Source organism: Fibrobacter sp. UWB16 (genome assembly GCF_900215325.1).
Classification (GTDB): domain Bacteria; phylum Fibrobacterota; class Fibrobacteria; order Fibrobacterales; family Fibrobacteraceae; genus Fibrobacter.
In genome coordinates this window covers 860,121-874,017 of sequence record NZ_OCMS01000002.1, presented here as the reverse complement: position 1 = coordinate 874,017, position 13,897 = coordinate 860,121, and the positions used below count along the sequence as shown (strand labels likewise).

Genomic DNA, 13,897 nt, shown 5'->3' with positions numbered 1-13,897 from the left:
CCCAATATCCCATCTAGGCAGCTACAATCGCCATGATTTTACCCAGTTCTTCTGCCAATTCAACTTTCAAATTACGGATATCGATATCATCTTGCAAAGAAATAAAATAGTTGTCGGAAACGCCAAAGAACTTGGCTTGCTTTAAGGATGTATCAACCGTAATTCTCCTACGGTCATGAAGGATATCCTGAATCATTGAAACCGGAACATTGATTGCCTTAGCAACCTTATCCGCAGACAAACCCATGGGAGTAAAGAATTCTTCGTCAAGAATTTTCCCGATTGTCAGTGTTTCAATATGCTTCATACACACTATAACCTATTTCATGTGAACTCGTTAAGAGGGCGCAATTCAACACGATCACCACAACAAGAGTACATCTTCAATACTTTGTTACAAACACATTTGCTATCAACAGTTGGCAAAATGAAGCATTTTGATAACGGTTGTTTGCAAAATTTACAGGAAACAGCTTTTCCCAAATTTGCACGTATATATTACGACTCCCGAAACAATTAAAGGCGAATTTATGAGCATAAAATCTTTTGACGAACTTGACATCACTGACCCAATCATGTTCGGACTCGTGTTTAGTAACAAACATATCGCGCAGCCCTTCATCGAGCATTTACTAGGCATCAAAATTGACCATCTTGAAACACCAATCCCAGAAGCTGTCCTAAGTTACGACGCAGAACACAAGGGAGTCCGTTACGATGTTTTTGCCCGCGAAACAAACGAAAACGGAGAAGCCATCCGTTCTTTTGATTTAGAGATGCAAATGGTCGATACCAAAGAACTCCCGCAAAGGGCTCGGTATTACCAAAGTGTCGGCGACGGTGTAGCCCTCTCCAAAGGAGATTTTTACACAAGTCTCAGAGAACAATATATTATCTTTCTATGCCCCGTAGACATTTTTGGCGGAGGATTCCCTGTTTACCATTTTGAGAACAGGGCAAAGGAGGATTTCAACATTACATTAAATGACCTCACCTTCAAGAATTATTATATATTTAGAAAATACGAGGAATTCACAGATCCTGTCGTCAAGGCATACATGAAGTACTTTGCAACAAACAATGTGGACTCTCGCGAAACCGAAACCATCAACAACCAGGTGTCCTTTTACAAGACCGATACTTTCATAAGGAATAAGTATATGACTTACGAATTTGATCTTCACGAAAGCAAGGAAGAAGGAAGAAAGGAAGCCGAGGCTAAGGCATTCGAAGAGAAAAAAGCGATGGCAAAGGGTTTTCGCGACGATGGTGTTTCTTTGGACATTATCTCTAAGCAGACCGGATTTACTATCGAAGAAATCAAGGCCTTGTAGGCAAATAACTGCAAGCCCAACCTAATTCATCGCATTTCATAGTTGAACGCACAAAGCTTTTTAAAGTTTTGTGCTTTTTTACGCCCTTTTATTCCGCATTTTCCTGCAACATGCGAATTTGCTCGTCCGCCCAATCTTCAAAAGTATCGTCTGCGATATGAGCTTTCACGGACTTCATTAAGTGGATGTAGAAATGCAAATTGTGAATCGCCGCAAGCGTCCAGCCAAGCGGTTCCTTTTCCTTGAACAGATGGCGCAAATACGCACGGCTATAGTTACGGCAGCAATAGCAATCGCAGTTCGGGTCGAGCGGCAAATCGTGTTGGTGCGCAAATTTCGCGCCCTTGTAGCGGAGCACGCCTCGGCTCGTATAAACTAATCCATCCTGTGCATTCTTCGCAGGCAAAATGCAGTCGCACATATCCACACCACGTTTCACCAGTTCTAACAAATTCCACGGAGTTCCCACGCCCATCACATAGCGGGCACGGTCTTCGGGCAATAAGTTTGTACAAAAGTCTGCGATTTCATACATCGTCTCGACAGGTTCGCCTACAGAAAGCCCGCCCATCGCATAACCATCCGGCTCAATTTCCTTGAGCGCCTCGATAGACTTCTGTCGCAATTCCTTGTGCATGCCACCTTGCACAATTCCAAAGAAGAACTGCGGATAGCCGTGAATCGGCGGATTTGCCAAAAGCCATTCCTTCGCCTCGCGCGTCCACTTGAGCGTGAGCGCAAGCGACTTTTCGGCCTCATCAACCGTGCTCGGGTACGGCGTACATTCATCAAACGCCATGATGATATCCGCACCGATTTCACGTTGCGCATTCATCACGCACGCCGGCGTGAACAAATGACGAGAACCATCCAGCAAACTCTTGAACTGGACGCCCTTTTCGGTAATCTTTCGGAACTGCTTTAAACTCCACACCTGAAAACCGCCGCTGTCAGTAAGCATCGGCTTGTTCCAGCTCATGAACTTTTGCACGCCACCCGCCTCAGCAATGAGCTTTGTGCCCGGTCGCAAATAGAGGTGGTACGTATTCGCCAAGATGATTTCTGCATCAATTTCGCGGATGTCGCGGCTCGTAAGCCCCTTGACCGTCGCGGCTGTGCCTACAGGCATAAAAACAGGTGTCGTCACATCGCCATGCGCCGTATGGATAACGCCAAGACGCGCCTTGGACTTTGCAGATTTCTTTAACAGTTCAAAAGGATTTTCGTTCACGAAACCAAAAATAGAAATCTTCTCGCCGTTACGACTTTTCGAGTTTCGGCTTTCGGTTTCGCGGGGTCAAATGGCGCACTGCGCTTTTCCCCGTATGTGTAGGCAAAACCTTCTGGCTTGCAGAAAGGGTATGCTCAATTTTGTTTTCGCCAAGAGGACGAAACTGTCCCGTTAAGAGATTGTGGTCAATGGCCATAGGAGCTCCTAATGTTTATGATGGTGATAAAAACAATATATTAAAAAATTTTAAAATTTCAAGAAAGCACCACCGCCAATCAAGGTTAATCATATACATTGGTCATTTTGCACAAGTGCTGTTGTCAACGCAAATTCGATTTAATATAATTGGATGCGGTTACACAAAATTAAAGGATACTATATGAGAAACTCGCTCAAGATCGATGGTCAGGTCAAGACTTACCTCCACGAAGATGAACTCCCGAAGGCATGGTACAACGTCCGTGCCGATATGAAGAAGAAGCCCGCTCCGCTTCTGAACCCGGGTACCGGCAAGCCGGTGACTTTCGAAGACCTGCAGCCAGTTTTCTGCGATGAACTCATCAAGCAGGAACTCGATAACGATACCGCTTACATCGAAATTCCGGAAGACATCCGCACGTTCTATAAGATGTACCGTCCGTCTCCGCTCGTTCGCGCTTACTTCCTCGAACAGGCGCTCGGCACTCCGGCACACATCTACTACAAGTTCGAAGGCAACAACACTTCGGGTTCTCACAAGCTCAACTCCGCTATCGCTCAGGCCTACTACGCTAAGAAGCAGGGCCTCAAGGGCGTGACGACCGAAACGGGTGCTGGCCAGTGGGGTACCGCACTTTCGATGTCCAGCGCTTTCTTCGGACTGGACTGCCAGGTTTACATGGTGAAAGTTTCTTACGAACAGAAGCCGTTCCGCCGCGAAGTGATGCGCACCTACGGTGCATCCGTCACCCCGTCCCCGTCCATGACGACCGACATCGGCCGCAAGATCAACGCCGAATTTCCGGGCACCACGGGTAGCCTTGGCTGCGCCATTTCTGAAGCTGTGGAAGCCGCTGTGAAGCAGCCGGGTTACCGCTACGTTCTCGGTTCCGTGCTGAACCAGGTGCTCCTCCACCAGTCCGTCATCGGTCTCGAAACGAAGGCTGCACTCGACAAGATCGGCGTGAAGGCCGACCTCATCATTGGTTGCGCTGGCGGTGGTTCTAACCTCGGTGGCCTTATTAGCCCGTTCGTTGGTGAAAAGCTCCGTGGCGAAGCCGACTACGATATTCTCGCTGTGGAACCGGCAAGCTGTCCGAGCTTCACTCGCGGTAAGTACGCTTACGACTTCTGCGACACCGGTAAGGTCTGCCCGCTCGCCAAGATGTACACGCTCGGTTCTAGCTTCATCCCGTCTGCAAACCACGCTGGTGGCCTCCGCTACCACGGCATGAGCAGTATCCTCTCTGAACTTTACGATCAGGGTCTCATGCGTGCAACGTCTGTCGAACAAACTAAGGTCTTCGAAGCCGCAAAGCTCTTCGCCCAGACCGAAGGTATCCTCCCGGCTCCGGAATCCAGCCACGCCATTCGCGCAACAATCGACGAAGCTCTCAAGTGCAAGGAATCCGGTCAGGCAAAGAACATCGTGTTCGGTCTTACCGGCACGGGTTACTTCGACATGGTTGCTTACCAGAAGTTCAACGACGGCGAAATGAGCGACTACATCCCGACGGATGAAGACATCGCCAAGAGCCTCGCCCAGCTTCCGAAGGTCGAAGGCTAATCCGCAATTGTCATCCTGAGCCCCGGAACAAGTCCGGGGTAAACTCCGCGAAGGATCCAGGATTCTAAGCAAAAACGCCCAGCACTCGCTGGACGTTTTTCATTTTACAATCACGTCAATTCTATTTTTTCCGCCCGGTCAAGCGGTAGCGATGTTCTACTCCATTTTTCTTGAAACACACAAACAAACTATGTTCGCGAACATCATAGAACAGCCTCGGCAAATGCGATTCCACAGCACGTGCAACAGCCGAACTGTGAATAGCGTTTGTACTATCCGATGATGTAGAATCACTCCCTGTCGAATCAGAAGGCACGACCTTCGAGGAATCAGCTTTAGAGGAATCCGGAGCTGGTTCCTGCGATTTAAGAATTTCAAGCATTTTTTCCGCATAGCGTTCACCAAACGTCTGGTAGCCTTCGCGAGAGAAATGCAACGTATAGCTGGGTTCCTTAATTGCAGGGCAACCCTGAGCCGAAATCAGATGACCATTCGGAATTAAGTCAGCCGCTTGTTTTACCGCTTCATTGCGCCAGCCCAAATCGCCAGTCGGAGCAAGTTCTCCAATGAGAATCGGAGTCTTTTCCGGATCCAGCTCCAGTTCTTCAATGAACTGGTCATAAACCTTCTTGACGCGTTCGGGCCAGTCCTTCATCTGGTAATCCGCTTCACCCTGATGGAAAAGGAAACCCTTGATGACGCCCTTTTGCTTTGCAATTTTACCCATTTCGACAATGCGCTTGTGCACATCGCCACCGTATTCATTCAGATACTGAATCCACCATGTATCGTTTTTGTTCTTGGCATTCTGCACATAAGCTGCATTACGGTCCTTATCGAATAGATCAATGCTCTGCCCGCCAATTGCCACATTCGCGACCGCCACCGTGATGCTGTCCGGGAGTTCCTTGATCATTTTGCGACCAAAGAAGTCAACAATGCCGACCTTGGAACCGCTATGACCCATGGGAGGTGCCGCCGGATAAAATTCACCAACTTTCTGGTTGGAATGATTCCCTGCACGTAACACCAAGAAACGCGGATTCGTTTGACGGTCCGAATCTGTAATCGAAGCCTGCCCGGACATGTTCGACTGCCCGTAAGCAAGATAAATATGCAAGTTCGGATCCTGTGCAAAACTTGCCGCACCGAGTACGGCACTTGTAACAACAACGGACTTAAGGATTTTTTTTAGCATTTGTCCTCCAAACAAAAAGCTGTCACTAACGTGACAAGTTATACAACCCTTATCTTTAATTATAACAAAAAAGAAACCCCGTTTCGAGGTTTCCTATTTTTATTTTATTGCAAAACTGCAAGGGTTTAATGTGTTTACTCAATCTATGCAATATCAAGCATTTAACGCACATTTACACGAATCATACGATGCGAACGTTTTGCACGAACAATATACATTCCAGCGTTGAATCCTGATGCACGAAGCGTTTTTTGTAAAGATTTGTTGCCAAGCGCATTCCATTCAGAGGGTGTTACTTTCGCAAAACCGAGATGTTTTCCATTCAAATCAAACACATCAAAGTTTTCATTTACATCACTCAACTGTAGCGCCAGCACCTTAGAAGCAATACCCGTTGTATGCCCCGGATCTGTCTGCGTGGAATCATCCGCAACGGCGTACCATTTGGCATTTTCAATGTTTGCTGTAGCATCCGTTGGTGGCGTCGTGAGATTTGCGCCAAAGTTCGCATTATTCAGCATGTCGGTATTGACCATGCCGTAGAATACGCCTTTCGTAATTTCCTTGTCAAAATTGTTTTCAAGGTCTCCGCGCAACTGCGCCGTTCCGCTCAGCTTTTTGCCAGAAACCGCCCACATTACGCCGTAAACTTGAGCGTTATCAGTCACAGTACTATTCACGATAATCGAAAGCGCACCGACTTTAGCTTTACCGCTAATCGTCCCGCTCACAAGCCAAGCGTCTTCTTCAAGCATAGCGTCATCGCCAATCGAGCCTGCAGTCACAAGAGCGCGTCCGCGCACCACGGCGTTCCCGCTAATGGTTCCGCCATTCACGACGGCAAAATCTTCAATGCGGGCATTCCCCGAAACAGTACCGCCATTCACAACCGCATCAGGCCCCACATAAGCCGTAGCAGCGACCTTCGCCTTGTTGCTGACCCAACCACCGCCATTACTATGTTGCGCATATCCAGAAACAGTCGTTCCATTAAATCCAGCAGGCTTCCAGAAATCTTTCGTATAACCTTCAGGCGCGCCGTTCACAACTTCAATCATGTACGGATAGCGATAAATGCTGTAATAGAACTGGTCCCAAAGAATCGTCTGCATTTCGGTCGGAGTCGCCGTTACCGCAAGCCACAAAGCCTTATCATTCGCCTTCGTTTCGATTTCAAGATTGAATCCTGTACCATGTTTCATTTCGCTGTAACGCGGCGTGCCATCAGCACCTTCCGCAACCAAGCCAACCGTCCAACCCGACGCAGGATCCGGCAATTTATCAGGTGCATAATTGCACCATTTATAAGTTTTACCCTTGTAATAGTCCGTATTATCGCCAAAGCAAGTATAGCCATTGACCGTCGGCTTTTCCTGCACAATTCCACGGAACTTGACCGTCACCTTCCCCGCCGAATCCGGATAAATGCGCACCAAGTTATAGCCCCAGCGCTGCGGAGCCCAGTAACTCGGCGAAATGTAACGGTCCGCGCAATTCTCGGCCGCGACATTCCCATCCGAATTCTCGGAACTTTCGCATTTCATCTTGTTCAGCATGGTCACGCGAGAATGTCTGCGGTAGTTGTCGCCCCAGCTTGCGTCACGACGCGTCTTAAATTCATAATCGCCATAGGATTTTTTGTACAAACTCTTTTTTGCCGGAGCGTATTCAAGCGTTGCATTCTTCATCGCAAACTTGCCGAACTGATTATTCAGTTCTTCGAGCGACCAACCGTAAACCATCATCATCGCACTAAACGGAGTCTGTTCCATGCGCCCGTCTTCGCCATCACGAATCGATTCCATCCAGATGCGATTGACCTCGTGCGCGCCTTTATTGCCGCCACCAAATTCTTCTTTCAAATGTTCCAGGAACTGCCAATTGCAATAGCGGTCTCGCGTGGAGCCATAATACAAGTACGGAAAGTTAATCAGATATTCAGAGCAATGAGCATCATTCGGATTGTACTGATGCGCCATCCAGTTCGCATGCGATTCCGCCATCCACCCCGAGTGGCTATTGTTCCCGAGCCAACCAGCCACGCCTTGCAAACCATGCGCGAACTCGTGCGATGTTCCCCAATAATCCTTGAGCGCCCCGACTCCAATCCACATGCCAGGCCCATACTCGCCATTCAAAGCCTTCACATAATCCTGACCACCGTACAAGGACGGCAATGTTTCAAACACATAAATATTGCTTTTGAGTTTCCTGTCCGAACTTTTCGGGAACGGCAACATCCAGCCGAGCGAATCGATGTAGAACGAATACACCTTTTCTAGCGACTGGAGCACACCCTCGGCATCAGAAGTCGAGATTGAAACATTATTCGCCGCACCATCATCGGTCTTTGGCTTTTTGCAAACTTCAAAATGTTCCGAAGAACGAATCAGCGTAAAGCCATTATCTTCACACTGCGGGACCCAAGTCACGTCGGCAAACGACGCAACGGCCATAGCACAGACTATCTGCGTAAATTTCATACCACCACCCATCAACACCTTAGAACATTCTAGGTATTACTAATATATATTCTCGCCCCCTCAAGCGCAAGAACCAACTAGCAAATTGTTGTCTAGGGACAACCCATATGAGATTACTTTCTTCCGAGATTTTTGAAATCAGGCGAAATAAACACGCAATTGGTGTCTTTGGGAGCGGAGCGATAAAGCACCAAGTCCAAGGTGAAAATACCCTTAGTTGAGGCACTTACCGACCAGCGGCTACCAGCAGGGCAATCCTTGACTTTCTTGTTCAGCGTTGCCGTAAACTTTCCGCCCGTCACGCGATACGTAAAGTAATCAGACACTAAAGAATCCGGCATCTGGAGCGATTTCGGCCCACCCACCTTGTTTGTCTTTGCAAAGAAAGACTTTTGCGCCTGGATATAGTACAAAGTCTGCCCGGTCAAATCTTCGGACACCGCCTGCGATCCACCGAAAACGCTCGGCGTTGAGCAACCGCGCACGCCAAAGACGAGCACAAGCACAAACGCAAGCGAACAACCGATAAAAACCCAGTACTTCAGTTGAACTTTTTTCGCCGCAGCCGCAATTTTTCCGCAAAGTTCCTTAAGTTTGTCAGAAATGCGAGGTCCTTCTGACGGAGTTCCCGAAAGCTTCATGTCCTGCAACACAATTCCGTCTTGCCACTTGAGGAGCTTCGTTGCAACGAGCATGTGGCAAAACTGCTTCGGAAAAGCAAGCCCAAACGCAGCAACGATAAAAAGAACAATGCTCAAGATGAAAAGAACAAGCAAGGCTTCATCTGCCACCGGCAACAAGTCCTTTGCCTGACGTAAAACATCCAAAAGCTTTTTGTCATCCGAAAAATTCTCAGCCGCAAAACGCCCTGTGAACGAATTGGAATAACGGTTAAGCCCCATCTGCACGCCATCTTTTGCCATAAGGCAAACCTTCGTAAGCGCGCGTTCGACTGCAAAACAGAACATTCCAAGGATTGCAATCAGCGATGCAACCAAACGCGCAGTACGTACAGATGTAAGACTCTTCATTTACTTTTTCTCCACCAGTTCCTTTGCCATCTTCTTTGCGGTCACAAAGTCAGCCTTGCCAGAACCAAGCTTCGGCATCACGTCAACGTTAAACGCAGCGGACGGGAGCATGAGAGGCGGCATGCCGCTTGCACGCAATTCCGAGAGCACGTCCTTCGGATCCTTTTCGCCCTGGTACAAAAGAACGATCTTTTCGCCCTTCGTGGCATCTGGGATTGCCGTAACAACGTAATCGCAGCCCTGCAACACAGGCGTATCCTGAATCTTCTTTTCGACAGCGCCAAGGCTAATCATTTCACCGCCGAGCTTAGCAAAGCGGCTGTAACGGTCCACAATCGTGAGGAAACCATCTTCATCGAGATAGCCCTTGTCACCCGTGCGGTAATAGCGAATGCCATCCTTCTGGACAATCACACTCTTCGTGCGATCTTCGTCCTTGAGGTAGCCCTTCATCACCTGGCAACCGCCAATGAGAATCATGCCCGCTTCACCAGTCGGGAGCGGTTCGTTTGTTTCAGGGTCGACAATCAAGAACTGCGTACCCGGGAGCGCAGGACCCACCGTACCCGGCTTGTTGTTCACCTGCAACGTGGTATAGTCATCGAACAACGTATTTTCGGTATTGACCGATGCCACCGGAGCCGTTTCCGTACAGCCGTAACCTTCGTAAATTTCCTTACCGAACTTGAGGCGGAATGCCGTTGCAAGTTCCGGACGGAGAGCCTCGGCACCAGCGATAATAATACGCACAGACTTAAACATCAACGGGTGCACATAGCGGCTTACCGTAAAGGCACGGAGGAACGTCGGTGTTGCCACCAAGAACGTCACCTGGAATTCCGCACAAACGCGAGACATCGTCTTCACGTCGGTCGGGTCAGCCACAGCTACAATCGGGCAGCCTTCCGTGAGGTTCAAGAGCGTCGTCACCGTAAGACCAAAGCTATGGAACAGCGGGAGTTCCGAGAGCATCACGTCGCCACGGCTCACATTCAAAATGCAAGCAAGCTGCTGGATGTTGCCCATCAAGTTGCGCTGCGTAAGTTCCACACCCTTCGGCGTACCTTCAGAGCCAGAGCTAAACACAATCACAGCATTGTCGTCCATGTTGCGATGTTTCACAAACACAAGGCGAATAAGCCAGCTCGGCATGAGGATGCAAAGCACAAGGAAAGCAGCAATCTTTGCCTTCGGGATTTCCTTCATGATATCTTCGGCATAGAGCAAGCGCACCTTGTCCGAAGCAATCTGCGAGTAATCGTTACCACGGCCTTTCAGCTTTTGCACAAACTGGCGGCTCGTAATCACAGTCGAGCATTCAGCGCGATCGCAGCAGAACTTCACGTTTTCGACAGAAGACGTGTAGTTCAAGTTCACATTCGTCTTGCCAATCACCCAAAGAGCGAGGTTCACAATCACGCCAGCAGGGCTCGGCGGGAGCATAATACCCACGTTCTGTTCGTTCTTGCCAAGCGTCTTCTTGAGGTAGCCGCGGAACGCCATCACAGCACCCATCAGCTTGTAACCCGAGAAGTGAGCACCATCCGGGCTATAAATAGCAGGGCCGTTCTTCACATACTTCTTGTAAGTGCGGATCCAGCTATCTGCAATCGGATGCACAAACGAAACAGCGTAGTTCCAAGCGTCAATCGAGATGCGGCGGATAATGGCACGGATTTCATTAGGCGGTGTATTGGCAGGGAGAGCTTCACCAAAAGCAACCGTCACAGAACGTTCAGCCGAAGCACCGAACATGTTCGAGGAGCTATAGCTATAGTTAGAGCCCCACAAGCCCTGGATGTAGAACGGAATTACCTGAGCCTTCGTGCCATCGACTGCAGAGGAATAGTCAATCGTAAACGGTTCCACGTGCGGAGACTTGGAAACTTCGCCCGACGGGAAAATCACGACAGCCTTACCTGCGAGGAGGGCGGCATGAATCTTATCCATCGCAACCTTGGGATTGCGATTATCGATGCGGATCATGCCCAAGCGCTTGAGCACGGCGCGCAAGTACCACTTGTCGAAATGGTCCTTGTTGCTTGCAATGCAAAGCGGACGCGGAGATGCCATCTGCACCATAGCCCAGTCAATAAAGCTGTGGTGGTTACCGACCAAGAGAATCGGGCCTTCGTTCGGGATGTTCTGCACGTTCAACACGCGGATTCTATAACGGCTGAACACAAAACGTAAAAGCGTACGCAGCATCGCCTGCGGCAAGTTGGAAATCGACCAGACGAACACACCCACAGAAATCACGGCAAGGCCAATGAAGTAATTCTGCGGACGGACATCGGTGTTGCGGACCATCATCGTGAACACGAACAGGAACGCCACAAGCACCACAGCCTGGATCAAGTTCGCAAGAGCAATCACGGAACCGGAGTTGTTCGGACGCGTGTTATACTGCAAAAGCGCATTCACCGGCACCAAGATGAGACCGCCAAAGAAACCGGTCAAGGAGTAAAGAAGCACAAGTGCAACCGGATGTACAAGGAACGGCACGAGGAACATGCAGATCGAGGCACCAAACATGCCAAGCGGCACAAAACCAGATTCAATAAAGTCTTTGGAGAAGTGCGCAGCCACAATCGTTCCGACCATGAGACCCACAATCGCAAACGACATGTAGTCCTGCATCATGTTCACGGTCGAAGAACCGGACACGTCCTGGTAGGTCAACACGAACACCTGAGCCAAAGCCCAGAACATCGAAAGGGCGATGATGGACGCACGGAGCGTCGGCACGCGGAAACCGAGACTCAAGTGGCGCTTGACCTTATCAATGCTCACATTCAAGTCTTCGAACTTCACGCGCGGAATCATGAAGTTTGCGACCGTACCAAGCACGCTCACCGCGGTCAAAATCCACGGAATCACGACGGACTTTTCCGTAATGCGACGCACGGCTTCGTAAGAAACGAGCTGATCGAGGTTAATCAGGTTCACGCCGACAATCGCAAGCCAGGATGCCGCGATGATACCGCTAATACTGAATATCTGGAGAAATGCGTTCGCGTAGCTCAAATTCCTAACGCCGAACATTTCCTTGATAATGGCGTACTTCGCCGCACTGTGGATGGCAAAACCGCAGCTCAGCCCAATGGAGAGCCAGAATGCGACTCGCGGGTAATCGATCGTCACAAGCACAGACTGCGCTATCACAAATAGCGTCATCATGAGTGACGACCAAGCCATCACCTTGTTCTTTGAGAACTTATTGGTGAAGAACCCCGCAAAGAACACCATCAACACGTATGGCGCGAGGAAGAAGATTTGGAGCATGAAGTTCTGCCAGATGATACCGTCTTTGGCAAAGAACGATCCCGACAGAATTTTCTGGGCGTAAATAAACACACCCGCCTGAACAAAAGTTGTTGCAAGGATAGATAAGAAGAATCTTATAGAACCTTTAACTTTCCACATTTACAAAACCCTTTTTTTGCAAAATGTCCTTTTGCTCAAAGATAGAAAAATCACTTCATGAGCGCCTCAATCTCCTCAACTGTACGCGGAATATGCTCCGAAATATTTTCAAAACCGCTTTTTGTAATAATTAAATCATCTTCGATGCGGATGCCGATACTTTCGCGGTAGCGCTTGCCGTCAATTGTCGCCGTAAAATCGCCGTAAAGTCCTGGCTCACAAGAAATTAACATTCCCGGTTTTAACACCACATCCAAAGAACGGGAACCCGGGTCGCCTTCGTGGATATGTTCCCCGATAAAGTGGCTCACCCCATGCGGCCTCTTATCGTACAGAAGCTTAAAACTCCCCTTCGCCCCCTTTACAAGGCGGCGGTCGAGTTCCATCATAATGAACTCCCAGCAAATCATGCCAATTTCCTTGAGAGCAACTCCCGGACGTACCACGCGCTGGTACACCTTCGCAGACTCAAGCACAATTTCGTACAACATTTTTTGAAGTGGGTCAAACTTGCCATTTACAGGAATGGTGCGCGAGATGTCGCTGTGGAGCGTCCCGAACCGCACACCAAAGTCAAAGAGAACAAGTTCGCCATCGCGCAAAGGCTCGTCGTTCTTCACGTAATGCAAGCAACAAGCATTCTTGCCACCCGCAATAATCGTCGGAAACGCAAGGTCGCCATCGCCACGGCGCTGCATCTCGTAATTGAGGAACAAAGCCACATCACGCTCGGTCTTCATGTTCTTCATCTCGGGCAACAGTGCGCGGAACGCTTCATCCGTAATCTGCTGCGCCACGCGGGCATCATCGATGCGCTCCGGTTCCAGCACCAGGCGGTCTTCAAAATGCATGTCAGCACAGCTCTTGACGTTCAACTTATAAGGGCGGAGCACCTTCTTCAGATCGTTCTTGAGCTTTTCGTTGTGATCGCCCTTGAACTTCTCGTAATAGAAAGCATAAGCGTGGTCTACCGCATTTTTGCCATTCGCATATTTCTTCGCAAGCGACTCGACAAAATCCCATAGTTCGTCAATCGGTCGAACTTCCTCGACGCCCGTCAAACGGGCGACAACATTTTCGCCATCCACAAAACCAAGGCGCTTGCCGTTCCAGAATTCCTTGAACGGGTCCTTGCGCGGGACAAAGAGCGTCGAACGCATGGCACGCGGATCCAGCACCAGATAGCAGCCCGCCTGGTTCACGCCAGTCAAATACAGAAACGCAGGGTCCTGCACAAAGCGGGTCCAAGTTTGAACAAAGGCTTCCTCGCCCCCCGGTTCAACGATCATACCTGCAAAAACGCAAAAAGAGTCAAGCTTTTCCATCAAAGACTTGCGTCTTTTCGCATAAATTTTCTTGGAATCGTAATTTTTGGACGATAAAAAGACCTGAGAATAGGTCTGGACGTCATTTTTACGTGCTTGCATAG

General features: G+C 49.2%; 9 protein-coding genes. 2 read left to right on the top strand and 7 right to left on the bottom strand.

All coding sequences use genetic code 11. The features are described from left to right. Positions 1–13 precede the first annotated feature (13 nt). Complete coding sequence (locus tag CRN95_RS08990; RefSeq protein WP_088631247.1) at positions 14–307, bottom strand: HigA family addiction module antitoxin; 294 nt, start codon at positions 305–307, stop codon at positions 14–16. Positions 308–530: 223 nt separating this feature from the next. Here CRN95_RS08990 and CRN95_RS08985 point away from each other — a divergent pair, with 223 nt between their 5' ends. After that, positions 531–1,334, top strand: coding sequence for an Rpn family recombination-promoting nuclease/putative transposase (locus CRN95_RS08985; protein WP_088631248.1), 804 nt, complete (start codon positions 531–533; stop codon positions 1,332–1,334). A gap of 88 nt (positions 1,335–1,422) precedes the next feature. Here the strand turns inward: CRN95_RS08985 and tgt are convergent, their stop codons facing one another. Continuing rightward, positions 1,423–2,565 carry a tRNA guanosine(34) transglycosylase Tgt gene (gene tgt, locus CRN95_RS08980; protein ID WP_097020662.1) on the bottom strand — a complete coding sequence of 381 codons (1,143 nt, stop codon included), beginning with the start codon at positions 2,563–2,565 and terminating at the stop codon, positions 1,423–1,425. 379 nt (positions 2,566–2,944) lie between these two features. On the opposite strand from tgt, the gene CRN95_RS08970 reads away from it, so the two are divergent. Then, complete coding sequence (locus CRN95_RS08970) at positions 2,945–4,330, top strand: TrpB-like pyridoxal phosphate-dependent enzyme (protein ID WP_097020660.1); 1,386 nt, start codon at positions 2,945–2,947, stop codon at positions 4,328–4,330. Between the two features lie 121 nt (positions 4,331–4,451). Here the strand turns inward: CRN95_RS08970 and CRN95_RS08965 are convergent, their stop codons facing one another. The 5 genes from CRN95_RS08965 to CRN95_RS08945 all read right to left on the bottom strand — a co-directional run bounded on the left by CRN95_RS08965 (position 4,452) and on the right by CRN95_RS08945 (position 13,895). Next, positions 4,452–5,528, bottom strand: a complete 1,077-nt coding sequence (locus tag CRN95_RS08965) for a sialate O-acetylesterase (RefSeq protein ID WP_097020659.1) — start codon at positions 5,526–5,528, stop codon at positions 4,452–4,454. Between the two features lie 161 nt (positions 5,529–5,689). Then, positions 5,690–8,011, bottom strand: coding sequence for a DUF6055 domain-containing protein (locus CRN95_RS08960; RefSeq protein WP_235002965.1), 2,322 nt, complete (start codon positions 8,009–8,011; stop codon positions 5,690–5,692). Positions 8,012–8,124: 113 nt separating this feature from the next. Further along, the gene (locus CRN95_RS08955) at positions 8,125–9,042 is read right to left on the bottom strand and encodes a hypothetical protein (RefSeq protein WP_097020657.1); all 918 of its coding nucleotides are present in this window, start codon (positions 9,040–9,042) and stop codon (positions 8,125–8,127) included. Then, on the bottom strand, positions 9,043–12,468 hold the full coding sequence (locus tag CRN95_RS08950) for an MFS transporter (RefSeq protein ID WP_097020656.1): 3,426 nt from the start codon (positions 12,466–12,468) through the stop codon (positions 9,043–9,045). A 50-nt stretch (positions 12,469–12,518) separates the two neighbouring features. Further along, positions 12,519–13,895, bottom strand: coding sequence for a Xaa-Pro peptidase family protein (locus CRN95_RS08945; RefSeq protein ID WP_097020655.1), 1,377 nt, complete (start codon positions 13,893–13,895; stop codon positions 12,519–12,521). Positions 13,896–13,897 lie beyond the last annotated feature (2 nt).